We start from the raw sequence: 14609 nt of genomic DNA, 5'->3' as shown, positions 1-14609 counted from the left end.
TTTGGGGTGCCATGATTGCGGCACCCGGTAATCCCCCGGACTCGATCCTGTGGAGGAAACCGAGGAGGGGCTAGGGGGTTGTGATCATCGGCACCGCGAAGAAGACGATCATGGCGATCGCCACCGCGATGATGAAGCCGATCACTTCCCAGGCCCAGTCGCGGTGGGAGACCTTCGCCTGCGCCTTGTGCCTGCGTGCCGCCCGGCGACCCGTGTGCCTGCGGGATCCGGCCCGTCCGGAAAGACGGAGCCCGCTCTCCGCCGTCCCGGCCTCGCCGGTCTCCGCCCCCGAATCGCCTCCCCGCGCGATCGTCGACTCGCTCCACTGCGCGTCGTACGACATCGGGGTGCGCTCCTGGGGCGCGGTGTAGTTCGGCGGCACGGTGTGACGCGGAGCGTCTTCCGGCTGGTCGACCCGCATGATCCAGCTGGGCAGGCGCAGCTGGGCGCGGTCCGCCGGAGTGCTGAGATGGTCAGGCCGGGGAGACCAGGCGGGGAGGGGCGTCAGGGGCTCGCCCGAGGTCTCGTCCTGGGTGTCTGTGGTGCTGCCGAACTCGGTGCCGGTCTCGGTGCCGGAGGGGGCGGCGTCCGCGAACCAGTTGACCGCGGCAGGCTGAACGGGGTCGGTGACCCAGGCGGGCATCGGTGGCTGTACGCGACCGGTTTCGGGATCGGGGGCCGGTGCCGGGGTGGCCCAGGTGGGCATCGGCGGTTGCACGCGACCGGTTTCGCTGTCAGTGGTCTCCGCCTGTGCGGCCCTGACGGGGAAGAGAGGACGGTGACGCTCGGCGTCGGAGAGCGCGTCGAGCTGGTCGGTCTGCAGGGGCCAGCCGGGGAGCGGGTGCGCGGTGGGCGCGTCGTCCAGCACGTCCCCCAGCACATCCCCGTGCTGTCCGGGAAGGAGGGCCTCGGCGGACGGAGCCCGGGGCGTCTCGACGGGCGCGGAATCGGCGAGTGGATCGGCGGGCGGATCAGGGGGCACGGCCTCGGGGCGGGGCGCGGCGGCGACGAGCCTGTCGGTGTAGACGCGGGCCGCCCGTGCCTCGGGGCTGAGCGGGCGGAACAGGTTCTCCCGTACGGGGGCGTCGTCCAGCACGTCTCCGGGGATGGGCGCCGACAGCGGCGCCGCCCGGCGCGGTCTGGGACGCTGGAGCCGGCGGCGAGGCCGCAGGGCCGCGCTGTCCAGGGCGGTGAGCACCGATTCGCCGAGCTTGGGCAGCGGTTCGGTGCTGGCCTCGTGGGCGGAGACCACCTCGGGGTCCCTCGGCGCGAAGGGGTCGGGGAAGCGGTCGCCCGCCATGTGGTCCGGCACGGGGAAGGCCGGGGTGCCGTTCTCCGGAGACGGCGGCCAGCCGGGCGACGTCGGCCACAGTTGCCTGACCAGCGGGGACGTTGACCGCCTGGGGGCGGGAGCGAGCGGTGCCCGCGGTCCGAGCACGGCGGCGCGCAGCCCGGAGGGAGGGCCGGCCCAGGGCGCGAGGACGAGCACGTCGCGGACCGGGGCGACGGCGAGGGCGCCGAACACCTCGGTCAGGTGCGCGGGGATCCGGGCCGAGGCCAGGGCGGCGCCCAGTGACTGGGCGAACCTGCGGCAGGCGCTCACCGTCAGCTCGTCGGCGGTGTCGACCGCCACGTCGAGCACCCAGGACAGCTCGGCGGCGTTCATCTCGCAGACGCCCGACAGGTACAGCACCTCGCGCTGGTGGGTGCGCAGCTCGCTCAGCACCCGCTCGACGAGGGCGGGGACCGGGTCCAGGCCGGTGACCGGGGGCGAGTAGACGATGTCACGCAGGAAGATCTCGCGGCGGGCGAGCGCGTACAGCGCGGCGCGCGGGGGATGGGTGTCCGTGACACTGGACAGAACGGTCACCAGGACGTCAAAGGCCGAGTCCGCGCTGCCCAGCTGGTCGTGGGAGTAGGCGTACAGCCCTGCTGCGTGGCGGTCGTAGAGCTCGGCGATCAGTTCGCCGCGCGAGCGTTGACCGAGGAGCGGTTGGGTCACTGGACCGGTTCCTCTGGTGTTCGTCGAGCGTGGTGAAGAGTTTGGGGCGGCTGGGAAGCCTGTGACGTACGGTGCCAGAGGGATCAACTCCAGCAATGTGGGTAATCATGTCAAGTCATGGGCACCTCCCGCACTACTGAATGCCCTTTTGGTGAGAAATACACATGTTGATCTACCCGGCAAAACCGGAAAGACAGATCGGAGAAGTGGGGCATAGGCTGACCTGAGCCATATTGTGGGGGCGGTTGGGGCAGGGGGGCCGTAACCCGGCGATAACAAGAGGTTGTGCATGATCACATTCAACGGTGTCACCAAGCGCTACGCCGACGGCACCGTAGCGGTGGACAACCTGAGCCTTGAGGTGCCCACCGGGGAGATCACCGTTTTCGTCGGCCCCTCGGGGTGCGGCAAGACGACCTCCCTGCGCATGATCAACAGAATGATCGATGCCACCGAGGGCCAGATCCTCCTGGACGGCGTCGACGTCAAGACCATAGACCCGCCGACCCTCCGTCGGGGCATCGGCTACGTCATCCAGCAGGCCGGGCTCTTCCCGCACCGGAAGATCGTCGACAATGTGGCGACGGTCCCCCTGCTGCTCGGCTGGGAGAAGAAGAAGGCCCGCGACCGGGCGATGGAACTGCTGGAGCGGGTCGGGCTCGACCTGAAGATGGCCGACCGCTACCCCTTCCAGCTCTCCGGCGGCCAGCAGCAGCGCGTCGGCGTGGCCCGCGCGCTCGCCGCCGACCCGCCGGTGCTGCTGATGGACGAGCCGTTCAGCGCGGTCGACCCGATCGTCCGGACCAGCCTGCAGGAGGAGCTGTTGCGACTCCAGGCCGAGCTGAACAAGACCATCGTGTTCGTCACCCACGACATCGACGAGGCGGTCAAGCTCGGCGACCGGGTGGCCGTCCTCCGCGTCGGGGGCCACCTGGCCCAGCTCGACGACCCCGCCACGCTGCTGGCCAGGCCCGCCGACGACTTCGTCCGCGAGTTCCTCGGCCGCGACCGGGGCATCCGGCGGCTCTCGTTCCTCTCGGCCGAGGGGGTACGGCTCCGCACCGACCTGCTCGTCCCGGTCGCCACCGAGGCCGGCGCCGCGTCGACCTCGGCGCGCGCCACAGGCGAGCCGTGGCTGGCCGTGGTGGACGCGGGGAACCGGCCGCTGGGCTGGGTCGCGGTCAAGGACCTGCCCGAGTCGGGCACTCTCGCCGAGTTGGAGTTCGCGCCGTACGGGACGTTCGTCAGCGGGCGTGACTCGCTGCGCGGTGCGCTGGACGCGACGCTGCTCTCCCCCTCGGGCAACGCCGTCGCGGTGGACGGCGAGGGCAGGGCCGTGGGTGTCGCCACCCGCGAGGCACTGGACGAGGCGCTGGCCGAGGTGGCGGGAGGCGTCGGCGGGGCCGTTCGGGGTTCCGGCTCCGTGAGCGTGGGAGGTTCCGATGGCTCCGCAGAGGGCAAGGGAGGCGTCGGCGGGTCCGCCGGGAGCGTGGGAGGTTCCGGCGGGCCCGTGAGGGGCACGGGGAGTGTCGCCGGATCCAGCGGGTCCATGGGAGACGCGGGGGACGCGGGTGAGTGAGGAACCCCTGGTCCGCTGGGACTGGATCGGGCGCAACTGGCCCACGATCCAGGGCCTGCTGGCGGACCACATCGTGATGGCGCTGGTCCCGATCGTCATCGGGCTGCTCATCGCGCTCCCGCTCGGGCTGGCCGGAGTCCGCTGGCGCTGGCTCTACCAGCCGACCGTCGGCGTGATGAACGTGATCTACTCGCTGCCCTCGCTGGCCGTCTTCATCGTGCTCATCCCGGTCACCGGTCTCGCGACCCGGCTGACCGTGATGGTCCCGCTCACCTTCTACGCCATGGCGGTGCTGATCCCGGCGGTCGTCGACGGGCTGGGCTCGGTCCCCGACCACGTACGCCAGTCCGCGGTGGCCATGGGCTTCACCCCGCTGCGCAGGCTGCTCCAGGTCGAGTTGCCGATCGCGGTGCCGGTCGTGCTGGCCGGGCTCAGGGTGGCCACGGTCGCCAGCGTCAGCCTGGTCAGCGTTGGCGCGCTGGTCGGCAGGGGCGGGCTCGGCTACCTGTTCATCGACGGCTGGCAGCGGCAGTTCTACACCCCGATCGTGGTCGGCATCGTGCTGGTCGTGGTGCTCGCGGGCGTCGCCGACCTGCTGCTGATCCTGGCGCAGCGGCTGCTCACCCCGTGGTCGCGGGCAAGGGGGTCCGCGTGAAGCGGTTGCCTGATCCCTTCGGCGCCCCCGCTGGTGCGGTGACCGTTCGTCGCCTCACCGAAGCCGCCACCGGAAGTCGTACGTCACCGCGTCCGGCGGACACAGGTGGTCAGCGATCCGGCGGGACATCCATCACCCCGCGGACGAGGGGGGCCGCGTGAACTGGCTGATCGACTTCTTCGGCGACCCGGTCAACTGGTCGGGTCCGGACGGGATTCCCGCCCGGCTGCTCGAACACCTGGAGTTCGCCGGGCTCTCGCTGCTGCTGGCCATGCTGATCGCGCTCCCGCTGGGGCTGCTGATCGGCCACACCGGCCGGGGCGCCCTGCTGGTGGTCTCCATCGCCAACGCGGCCCGCGCCCTGCCGACGCTCGGCCTGCTCGTCCTCATCGTGCTGCTGATGGGGGTCGGCACCATCCTGCCGGTGTTGATCCCGCTGGTGGCGCTGGCCGTGCCGCCCATCCTGGTCAACACCTACGAGGGCATCCGCGGGGTGGACCCGGACCTGCGCGACGCCGCGTACGGCATGGGACTGCGCGGCAGGCAGGTGCTCGGCCGGGTGCTGGTGCCGGTCGCGCTGCCGCTCATCCTGCTCGGCCTGCGGCTGGCCGCCATCCAGGTGGTGGCGACCGCGACGGTGGCCGCGTACGTGGGCCTGGGCGGCCTCGGCCGCTTCATCATCGACGGTCTCGCGACCAAGAACTTCCCGAGCACGATCGGCGGAGCGGTTCTCGTAGCACTGCTGGCGCTTCTCGTTCAGCTCGGGTTCACCCTGGTACAGCGCGCAACGGTCTCCCCGGGGGTGAGCGAGCGCCAGACCATCCGATAGTCTCCATTACCCCCCGTTTTGGAAGGGAATAGCACCATGAAGCGCCTGTTCAGCACCGCGGCGATCCTCCTGTCCGCGGCGCTCACACTTACCGCGTGCGGCGGCGGAGACCCCCTCACCAGCGCGTCCCCGGCTCCCGCCGAATCCGGATCCGCCTCCGAGCCGGCGGCCGCCGGGAAGGTCATCATCGGGTCGGCCAACTTCCCGGAGAACGTCCTGCTGGGCGAGATCTACTCGCAGGCCCTGGCCGCCAAGGGCGTCCAGGTCGAGGAGAAGTTCAACATCGGCAGCCGCGAGGTCCTGTACGACCAGGTCAAGAGCGGCGGCCTGACCATCCTGCCGGAGTACATCGGCTCGCTGCTGGCCTTCGTCGACAACACGACCACGGCGAAGTCGAAGGACGACGTGGTCGCCGGCCTCAAGGAGAAGCTCCCGGCCGAGCTGGAGGTGCTGACGCCCGCCGCGGCCGAGGACAACAACTCGCTGACCGTCAGCAAGGAGACCGCCACCAAGGACGGCCTCACCACGATCGAGGACCTGGTCAAGGTCGCCAAGAACTACTCGGTGGGCGGCCCGCCGGAGTTCAAGAGCCGCCAGGAGAAGAACTTCAAGGACACCTACGGCCTGGAGTTCAAGGAGTGGAAGAAGACCGGCGACGCCACCGCCGACGCCATCAAGGACGGCACCGTCCAGGTCGGCAACGTCTTCACCACCGACCCGAAGATCATCATCAATGACCTGGTCTCCCTCCAGGACAACAAGAGCGCCTTCGCCGCGGAGAACATCGCCCCCCTGGTCAACAAGGCGGGCGTGAACGACACGGTGCGGACCACCCTCGACGCGGTCTCCGCCAAGCTGGACACCGCCGGCCTGGTCGCGTTGATGAAGCGCGTCGCGGTCGACAAGGACGACGCCGAAGCGGTAGCCAAGGACTGGCTCACCCAGAACGGCCTGCTGTAGTCGATTCCCCGAACCGGCCCCGGACATCTCTCGTCCGGGGCCGGTTCGCGTTCCCGGAGACGGTGACCGTGGCCGCGTGCTGTTCAGTCGATGCGCTGGGAATCAGCCGCGAGAACGCGAGGCGGAGAACCGATGACGAACTTTCCCCGATGGAGCGACATCCGCGCGGAGATCGTCGCGGTCTCCGGCGGAGAGAAGGCCGCAGCCGAGGCGCCGTGATCAGGGGTTACCCACTGGTCGAGCAGAGTTCGAACCAGATGACGGTTCCGGTGGAGTCGCGGTGAAAGCCCCAGCGGGTGGCGAGGTCGTTGACGAGTATGAGTCCTCGGCCGCCGGTGGCGTTCGGGCCGGGCTTCCTCGTACAGGGGATCTTTGAGGCGCCGGGGTCCTGGACGGTGATCAGTACGCCGTGGGGGAGGAAGGCCACCGTGACGACGAACTCCCGTGGGCGGCCGACCGGTCCCGCGTCGTACGGTCCGGTGTCGGCGGCTTCGGTGTCGAGCGGTCGGGCATCGAGTGGTCCGCTGGAGTGTTCGACGGCGTTGGTGGTGAGTTCGCTGGTGAGGAGTGCGGCGTCGTCGCGGAGCGGGTGGTCGTCGCCGAGGAGTTCGGCGACAAAGACGCGTGCGGGTCTGACCTGGTCGGGGGTGGCCGCGAACCGTTGGGAGATGACGGGCGTGTGGCCCAGAGGTGCCGACCAGCCGGGGATTCGGCCCAGATGCGGTGACCATACGGCGCCGTCGGCCGGTGTACGGAAGCGGTCAGCGAGTACGCCGACGAGCGCGGACAACAGGCGCGCTGCCATCTCGGTCACCTCCCTTGCTCTCGATCCCGTTGTGCTCGGTATTTCCAGCGACCTTGACGTCCGTGCTGCTTTCGGGGAGCGGGACTTCTTGCTTTGAGAGGGGTCGGCCGGGGGCGAGGTGGCGGCGGAAGTCCTCGATGTGCTGCATCTGGGCGGCCAGTTCGGTGGGAGTATCGGCCTCGATCAGGCCGATGTGCTCTCGGCACCAGATAGGGGAGAGCGCCCAGTAGCGGCCGGTGGCCTTGCCGTACCAGAGGAGCCAGCCGGTGAACCGCAGCGCCAGCGCGTGCAGCGCTCCGGTCTCCTCGGCGGGCTCGTGCCGGGAGGTGGTGTCGACGAGGGTCATGCCGTCACCGCCTTGCGGCGTGGCTCGCGCCTGCCCGGTCCGGGCCGTACATCCGGCGGCGATTCTCGTCCGTACAGTGGGGCGGCCGGTTGCGAGCGGCGTCCGCGGCCGGGAAGAGCGCCCGTGGGAGGACGGCTCGGCGGGCAGGTGGCGACGGTGGGCGCGGGCAGTCGGCCGCAGAGCCCGAGACGGCGCCGGGCCGTCATACGGGTGTGGACCTGGGCGGGGGTGGGCTGTTCCCACAGGTGAGCGGGCCGGTGCGGCAGGCTGTCCGCGTCGTGGGCGTAGGGGGGATGGCCACACCAGCGGCAGCCCAGGGGCGAAGGCGGTCGCTCGGCATGCCAGCGAACCCTGATGATCTTGCAGGCTCTACTAGGGTTGAACACAGTTCGCACCTCCAGAGTGCGGGCGAGGCTCTGCCAGGCGACGTCACTCGCTTGGCAGGGCCGTTTTTGTGGGGTTTTGCGGTTCGGTTTCTGTGTTCAGCTAAGGCGGCTCCCCCTGCGTGGGTGAGGGGCCGCCTGCTTGAAGGCCGATTCGGTCGCGGTCAGAGTGCGTAGAGGGCAGGGGTATCTCCTGCCGCTCTCACACCTGTCGCCGCTCACGAAAGGTGACGCTATGAACGCGGAGAGAGACCGACATCAGCGCCGCTGATACTTTGGCGCAGGGGGAGGTCAAGCAGGTCGCGCCGGGTTACCTTGAGGCCATGGCCTACTTGGACCCGGCGGCGGAGAGTGTGGGAACCCGTGTGCGGCGCGCTCGTAAGCGCGTGGGCATCACGCAGAACGAACTGGCCCGGCGCGTCGGTCGCGCCCAGTCCTGGGTGTCGGCGATCGAGAACGACAGCCTTGCCCTGGACTCCATCGCGCTGGTCAACACCCTCGCCAAGGCCCTGCGCATGCACCCCAACGAGCTCACCGCGCGTCCCTACCGAGGCGACAGCCCGAGCCAGGACCGTGGACACTCGGCGATCCCCGAGATCCGCCGCCAGCTGGAACGCTACGACCTCGCCCCTGAGTGGGACGGCGAGGTGCGACCGATCCCCGAACTTCGGGCTGCGATCGAACACACGATGTCGCTACGGCGAGGCACGCGCTACGCCGAGCTGGCCGACGAGACTCCGGCACTGATCGCCGAACTCCAGGCGGCAACCCATCTTTTCTCTGGCTCTGACCGGAGCGCGGCTTTCAACCTGCTCTCGATTGCCTACCGGGCAGCCGATTCGGTCGCCTACAACCTCGGCTACGCCGACCTCTCTGTGATCGCCACCAACCGAATTCGCTGGGCGGGGGAGCGAGCGGGGGACGTCTACCACGAAGCCCTGTTCGCCTACCTGCGGAGCCGGAACCTGTGGGCCAGCACCTCGTGGAACGACGCGCTCGCCGTGCTCGACACGGCATGCGTGAACATCGAGGACGAGTACACCGCAGGCCATCCGGAGGCGCTGGCCGTCTGGGGTGGGCTCCAACTGAGGGCCGCGATCACGGCCGCCCGCAAGAACGACGTCGATGAGGCGTGGTCACGCCACCGGCTCGCTGCCGAGGCGGTCACTCGGCTCGGGGCTCGTCAGCGCACCAACTACTACGAGCTGTCCACCAACCAGCCCAACATCGACATCCATGGCGTCGCCATAGCTGTCGAACTCGGTGACGGATCACAGGCCGTACGGCGAGCGCAGGCGATGCACCTTCCCAAGGATCTACAGGCAAGCCGTGCCGGCTACCACCATCTCGACCACGCCCGAGGACTGCTGTGGTGCGGCAAGCGTGACGACGCCCTGGCCGAACTCGAACGCGCTGAGAAGATCGCCCCGATGCTCATCCGCAACCACCCGATGGCCCAGCAGGCCGTACGGACTCTCCTTGACCTGGAGCGCTACAGCTACCGCGAACGCATCCGCCGCCTCGGCACACGCATGCACATACTTTGAAACGTTCGATTTGGGTGGCAGGTCGTTAGATCTTGGGCGCCACAGCTACTGGGAACGCATCTGCTTTGTGCGCGCTCCGCGCCGGCCGGTGCGGAGCGAGAACGTTCGAAGCATGCCGACAGCCAATACCGGGATTCCGGCGATCCAGCAGATCAGCCCCGTTTTGAAGCCCTCGTTGACGTGCTCGCCGTTGCCCTGGACCTCGGGCGCGAGAGCTGAGGCGATCACCGGAAGCAGGAGCAGCGCGACACCCGCGAGGACAAGTGCCACACCGGCCAGGATCGACTGTGCCCGCCGGTACGGACGAGCCATCAGCAGGGTCAGGATCACGGCACACAGCAGGGCGGGCAGCACCACCTTGCCCGTCCAGTGCAGCAGCATCGTCGTTCCGTACCACCGCTCATCGGAAATCGACTCCTCGAAGTACACCGCGGGGGCCGGCGGGCCAAGGAGATCCTTGATCGTACCCAGCAGGCCGCCACCGATCAGCGCGCCGCTGAACACGGCCCATCGCCATCCGGTCCGCGAGCCACCGGCCAGTGCGATGGCGACGCCGGCAGCGGCGAGTATGCCGAGCAACACGCCCTTGCTCGCTCCGTTGGCGAACGGCACCCACTGGTTCCACGGGTAGTTCTGCACGGTGATGGCCGTCCACGCGCCGACGGCGATCCCGATGGACAGCACATCCCTGACACGCTCCCTGTCGATCACGTGATCGTTCATCCTGTCTGCGCGCTGTCTCGCCGCAGTGGGATGTGTGGAAGGAACGCACTGAGCATCAGGGCCAGTTCCAGTACGAGCAGAAACAGCGCGATATAGAGACCGGGACGCACGTCCGCGCTGTAGCCGGGTTGGTGGAAGATGAACAAGTCGTCCCGAATGATGGCTCCGATCTGCTCTTCGGGTTGGGACACAACGGTGGGCGAGTCGATATCAGACATGATTTCGATTTTGTTGTAAGACGGTCCCTCTTCGCCCGGGTGAATGGTCCACCACTGCCATGCCGTAAGGGCGATACCGAGGACGACGAGGGGGAGCGCGGCAGGCCGGCTCCATCGTGACGCGACGGCGGTGCCGCGCAGGCTCCACAGCAGTGCGGCGGCCACTACCAGCAGCACCGCGACCGACCAGGCGGTGGAGGCCTGCCAGGCGTTCGCCGTCGACTGCTCGGTGCGGTCCCCGTACTGATCCGAGACCACCCAGCTGATACCGAACCACTCCCAGAAACTCACCGCGAGCAGCAGCACCGCGACCCCGAGCACACCCCATTCACGAGGACCCCACCGAGAAGCACCAAGATCAGTCGACATAAGGGGTGAGTCAACACCAAATGCGGGTGTTGAGGAGGCAAATACCGGAAGAAAGGCCAAACTGGTCGATGAAAGTTCGGTTTCACGCGCGATCCACCGAGCCTGATGAGAGCTGCCGTGCAGGCCATCGGCGATCCCGCCCAGGCTGAACTGTCCCGTGCGGACTGTGCTAAGGACACCCGGCACACAAGGACGAGAATAATTATTCTGTGTGCCAAGGACGTATGTGCCGTGAAGGCCGCAAGTGGGATTTCGTGGCTGCCCTGGACTGCTGATATCGAGAGCCGGCACATCTTGTTCGCATCCGGTGGCGAGCATACGGACTGACACCGAAGGTACGCCGGCGCCACCTCTCGAAGTCGCACACGATTTCTGTCGGACCAGCATGCCAGGATTCCAGGATCCGTCCCCAGCGAGAGCAGGATTCCCGTGAGCGGCTACAACTGGCTTGATGACACCGCGTTCTGCGCAACGTTCGTCCGCGGCCTCACCCCACACGAGGCGCTGACCCGACTCGGCATTGAGGTACTGGACGGCGATGACGAGGAAGGCGAGATCGAAGAGGGTTTCATCTGTGCCCGCCAGGCCGAGGGCGGAACCATTCTGAGCGAGTCGAACGGCTTCGCCGGCACGCTGGACGAGGTGCTGCGGCCCCTGTCGGCCGGGACGGTCACGGCAAGCGTCTTCGTCAACGTGAACAGGGTCGCGGACTTCGTCCACTACGCCGACGGCCGCAGGGTCCTGTCCTTCGACCCGCTGTTCCCCGGCGACGAGAACGGTATCGCGGAAGACTACCTGGCCGACCGGATCGAGCTCGGCCTGGTCGGTGAAAAGTCGGAGGGCGGGCTCGCCGCCGCACTGCAACTGGCCGAACGCATCACCGGGGTGCGACCAAACGCCTCCAGTGACATCGTGACCGCCCACGGCTTCCTCGACTACTGAGCCTTCCTCGGCGTCCGTTTCCACAGTTCGGCAGGTGGCCCCGAAGTCCGTTCAGGCCTGGAACCGCCTACGGAGCGCTTGCGAGTTGCTGTCAGGTCAGCGCCTCAAGACACGTCGGGGCGCTCACTGATCAGGACGAGAAGGCCCGCTGTTTCTCCTCGCTCAGCAGTTCGGCGCCGCGCCGATCGGTCCGAGTCGGCGGTGTGGCTATTCGTCGGGTAGACGCAGCTGCTTCCAGCCGTTCTCGACTGATAGGCGGCACCTGTCGGGGTTGTCTCCCACGCTGATGAACAGCGCGGTCAGCAGGGGGACGCCGTAGCCAAGCGTCTGGTGCGGCAGGGGGCCGTTGGCGACCAGGGAGACCAGGCCGTGGGCGATGGTCCAGCTCTGGGTCGCCAGTTCCAGCGGGTCGGTGTCGGCGTGGAAGCGGTGGGTCTTCCTGGATCGTTCGGCGGCTTGGACCAGATACTCCAGGGTCGCGTCCGCGGCCTTGAGGTCTTCAAGGTCGAAGTTCGCGTCGAACATGACCCGGTACAGGTCGGGGTGGTCCAGGGCGTTGCCGAGGTAGGCGGTGATCAGGACGGTCAGGTCCTGAACCGGGTCCTCGGACGTGGTCACCGTCGCGAACCTGGCCGCCAGGCGGGTGAAGCCCTCCTGTCGCAGGGCCTTCCACACGCCGTCCATGCCACCGAAGTAGGTGTAGACGGCCATCGTCGACACGTCGGTCCCGGCCACCAGTGAACGCAGGGTGATGGGCTCGCGGATGCGGAGCATGTGTGCGGCCCGCTCGATGAGCAGGGTACGGACCGCTGGATCCTTCGTTCTCGCCATGGTGTCACAATACATAGCATTGCACTGCTATGTTTTAGGAACCCCGAACCCACGGGCCCTTACGACAAGGAGTCAGCATGGCCATCACCCTGGTGAACCCCGAAGGACTGCCGAAGGTCGACATCTACCGGCAGGTGTCGGTCGCCACCGGATCGAAACTGGTCTTCATCGCCGGCCAGGTCGCCCGCGATGCCGACGGGGGCAGAGTCGGCGAAGGCGACCTCGCCGCCCAGGTCGAGCAGTGCTACCTCAACATCGCCACCGCCCTGGCCGAGGTCGGCGCTTCCTTCGACGACGTGGCGAAGTTGACCGTCTACCTCGTCGACTGGACCCCCGACAAGATGCCCCTGTTCATGGAGGGAATCGCCCGAGCCTCTGCGAAGCTGGGCATCACCCCGCTTGCGCCGTTCACCGGAATAGGCGTCGCCGCACTGGCCGAGCCCGACCTCCTGGTCGAGATCGAGGCCACCGCGGTCATCGATTGAACAACAGGACGATGAGGCGGCCCGGACCGGCACGGCAGCAGCCGTTCGAGGTCTCGGTCCGGGGCGGCTGTCACCGCGCAGATATACCCGTTCACCATTTTCGGTGATCTCATATGGCCCGTCAGTGGTGAACGGCTTCGCGCCCCTTCGTCGCCCTGGGCGAGCTTTTGCCCTTCCCCCACGTACGGCTCGGTACTACTGGGTGGTCCCAAGCCCTTTGCCACGTACGAGACCCGTGCCGCTGAACGGTCCCAAGCCCTTGTCTGGAGGCTCTGGAGGTTCGTACACCAATCCGTGTGAATGGTCTTTGATCCGGCATTCAATTCTCCGGGGAGAGCGAATTCAAGATCGCGTAGAGATGGCGACATCAGCGTGGTTGATACTTTGGCGAGGAAAGGAGCCAGACGCTTCATCGCGGGTTACCGTGAGCTCATGGCCTCCTTGGACCCGGCGGCGGAGAGTGTGGGGACGCGCGTACGGCGTGCTCGTAAGCGGATGGGCATCACCCAGACCGAACTGGCCCGGCGGGTCGGCCGGACGCAGTCCTGGATGTCCGGAGTCGAGAACGACAGCATCCCCCTGGACTCCATCGCATTGATCAACATTCTCGCCCGCGCCCTGCGCATGCACCCCAACGAGCTCACCGCGCGCCCCTACCGGGGCGACAACCCGGCGGAGGATCGGGGGCACGCGGCGATCCCCGAGATCCGCCGCCAACTGGAGCGCTACGACCTCGACCCCGAATGGGTCGGCGAGGTGCGTTCCCTGCCCGAACTGCGCGCCGCGACCGAGCGTGCCAGCCTGTTGCGGATAGAGACCCGCTACGCGGAGCTGGCCGACGCACTGCCGGCACTGCTCTCCGAACTCCAGGCGGCGACCCACCTGTACGCCGAGCCTGACCGAAGCGCCGCTTTTGGACTGCTCTGGGCCGCTTACCGGGCGGCGGACTCGGTCGCCTACGACCTGGGGTACGCCGACCTTTCCCTGATCGCGACCAGCCGGACCCACTGGGCCGCCGAACGCTCGGGGGATCCCTATCACCTGCCGGTGGCCACGTGGCGGCGCGCGCGAAACCTGTGGGCCAGCACCTCGTGGAACGACGCGCTCACCGTGCTCGACTCGGCCTGCGCGAACATCGAGGACGAGTACACCGCAGGTCAACCGGAGGCACTGACCGTCTGGGGCGGTCTGCAACTGTGCGCCGCGATCACCGCGGCCCGCAAGAACGACGCCGCCGAGGCATGGTCGCGACACCGCCTCGCGGGCGAGGCGGTCACCCGGCTCGGACCTCGCCAGCGCACCAACTACTACGAGATGTGCACCAGTCAGACCAATGTCGACATCCACGGGGTCGCCGTCGCGGTCGAGCTCGGTGACGGGCCCCAGGCCGTGAGCCGGGGAAAGACGGTCCGGCTCCCGAAGGGCCTACAGGCCAACCGCGTCGGATACCACCATCTCGACTACGCCCGCGCCCTGCTCTGGTGCGGCCACCGCGAGGCCGCCACCGCCGAACTGGAACACGCCGAGAGAGCGGCCCCCCTCCTCATCCGCAACCACCCCATGGCCCGTCAGGCCGTACGAACCCTGCTGGACCTGGAGCGCTACAACTACAGAGAACGCATCCGCCGCCTCGGCATCCGCATGCAGATCCTTTGAAGCGTCCGCTCTCCGGTGTGCCATGAGCCTGGGAATCGAAGAGTTGTCCTCGTTGAGCACCAGATGGCCAACGTGGGCGATCCCAGGGAGGCGGCCATGATGGCCCGTACGGCGGTCAAGGGTGCTGAGCGATCAAGCACCCCGCTCACCCGCGCTCTGCTATTGGAACGAGTGGCCTGGACACACGCCAAAGCGGGAGATTCGGCGCTCACCGAACGGACACTCGGCGAGGTCGACCGGGTGTTCGTGCAGCACCGCTGGCCATCGTCTACCTGTGCG

Annotated in this window: 13 protein-coding genes and 1 pseudogene; 8 read left to right on the top strand and 6 right to left on the bottom strand. The window is 68.0% G+C overall.

Features of this window, described 5'->3' with window-relative positions; genetic code table 11:
• Positions 1-70 precede the first annotated feature (70 nt).
• The gene (locus tag IG98_RS0119745) at positions 71-2002 is read right to left on the bottom strand and encodes a hypothetical protein (RefSeq protein WP_030913881.1); all 1932 of its coding nucleotides are present in this window, start codon (positions 2000-2002) and stop codon (positions 71-73) included.
• A gap of 289 nt (positions 2003-2291) precedes the next feature.
• Between IG98_RS0119745 and IG98_RS0119740 the strand changes: the two are divergent.
• The 4 genes and pseudogenes from IG98_RS0119740 to IG98_RS0119725 form a co-directional block, all read left to right on the top strand.
• A pseudogene (locus IG98_RS0119740) lies at positions 2292-3389 on the top strand (ABC transporter ATP-binding protein); the annotation flags it as partial.
• Positions 3390-3573: 184 nt separating this feature from the next.
• Positions 3574-4236 carry an ABC transporter permease gene (locus IG98_RS0119735; RefSeq protein WP_030913877.1) on the top strand — a complete coding sequence of 221 codons (663 nt, stop codon included), beginning with the start codon at positions 3574-3576 and terminating at the stop codon, positions 4234-4236.
• A gap of 157 nt (positions 4237-4393) precedes the next feature.
• On the top strand, positions 4394-5065 hold the full coding sequence (locus IG98_RS0119730) for an ABC transporter permease (RefSeq protein ID WP_051752480.1): 672 nt from the start codon (positions 4394-4396) through the stop codon (positions 5063-5065).
• 36 nt (positions 5066-5101) lie between these two features.
• Positions 5102-6025, top strand: a complete 924-nt coding sequence (locus IG98_RS0119725; RefSeq protein WP_030913873.1) for an ABC transporter substrate-binding protein — start codon at positions 5102-5104, stop codon at positions 6023-6025.
• Positions 6026-6251: 226 nt separating this feature from the next.
• On the opposite strand, the gene IG98_RS0119715 is transcribed toward IG98_RS0119725, so the two are convergent.
• Together IG98_RS0119715 and IG98_RS0119710 are read right to left on the bottom strand one after the other, a co-directional pair.
• Positions 6252-6830, bottom strand: a complete 579-nt coding sequence (locus IG98_RS0119715) for an ATP-binding protein (RefSeq protein WP_084195503.1) — start codon at positions 6828-6830, stop codon at positions 6252-6254.
• A complete protein-coding gene (locus tag IG98_RS0119710; protein WP_030913868.1) occupies positions 6787-7176 on the bottom strand; it encodes a hypothetical protein in 390 nt (129 codons plus the stop codon). The genes IG98_RS0119715 and IG98_RS0119710 overlap by 44 nt, the downstream gene beginning before the upstream one ends.
• 706 nt (positions 7177-7882) lie before the next feature.
• Here IG98_RS0119710 and IG98_RS0119705 point away from each other — a divergent pair.
• Positions 7883-9106, top strand: a complete 1224-nt coding sequence (locus IG98_RS0119705; RefSeq protein WP_084195514.1) for a helix-turn-helix domain-containing protein — start codon at positions 7883-7885, stop codon at positions 9104-9106.
• A 45-nt stretch (positions 9107-9151) separates the two neighbouring features.
• Here the strand turns inward: IG98_RS0119705 and IG98_RS0119700 are convergent, their stop codons facing one another.
• Both IG98_RS0119700 and IG98_RS0119695 read right to left on the bottom strand, forming a co-directional pair.
• The gene (locus IG98_RS0119700; protein WP_157594420.1) at positions 9152-9829 is read right to left on the bottom strand and encodes a hypothetical protein; all 678 of its coding nucleotides are present in this window, start codon (positions 9827-9829) and stop codon (positions 9152-9154) included.
• Entirely contained in the window at positions 9826-10353 is a 528-nt protein-coding gene (locus tag IG98_RS0119695; protein WP_157594419.1) for a hypothetical protein, read from the bottom strand. The genes IG98_RS0119700 and IG98_RS0119695 overlap by 4 nt, the downstream gene beginning before the upstream one ends.
• Before the next feature lie 492 nt (positions 10354-10845).
• Here IG98_RS0119695 and IG98_RS47075 point away from each other — a divergent pair, with 492 nt between their 5' ends.
• Positions 10846-11358, top strand: coding sequence for a DUF6461 domain-containing protein (locus IG98_RS47075; protein WP_030913859.1), 513 nt, complete (start codon positions 10846-10848; stop codon positions 11356-11358).
• Positions 11359-11565: 207 nt separating this feature from the next.
• On the opposite strand, the gene IG98_RS0119685 is transcribed toward IG98_RS47075, so the two are convergent.
• A complete protein-coding gene (locus IG98_RS0119685; protein WP_051752474.1) occupies positions 11566-12189 on the bottom strand; it encodes a TetR/AcrR family transcriptional regulator in 624 nt (207 codons plus the stop codon).
• Positions 12190-12266: 77 nt separating this feature from the next.
• On the opposite strand from IG98_RS0119685, the gene IG98_RS0119680 reads away from it, so the two are divergent.
• Together IG98_RS0119680 and IG98_RS0119675 are read left to right on the top strand one after the other, a co-directional pair.
• Positions 12267-12674, top strand: a complete 408-nt coding sequence (locus IG98_RS0119680) for a RidA family protein (RefSeq protein WP_030913855.1) — start codon at positions 12267-12269, stop codon at positions 12672-12674.
• Positions 12675-13106: 432 nt separating this feature from the next.
• Positions 13107-14330: a helix-turn-helix domain-containing protein gene (locus tag IG98_RS0119675; protein ID WP_063766242.1), complete on the top strand. Its 1224-nt coding sequence runs from the start codon at positions 13107-13109 to the stop codon at positions 14328-14330.
• The last annotated feature ends 279 nt before the right edge of the window (positions 14331-14609 follow it).

This window comes from Streptosporangium amethystogenes (assembly GCF_000721075.1).
Taxonomy (GTDB): Bacteria; Actinomycetota; Actinomycetes; order Streptosporangiales; family Streptosporangiaceae; genus Streptosporangium; species Streptosporangium amethystogenes.
This window is presented reverse-complemented; position numbering and strand designations above follow the sequence as displayed.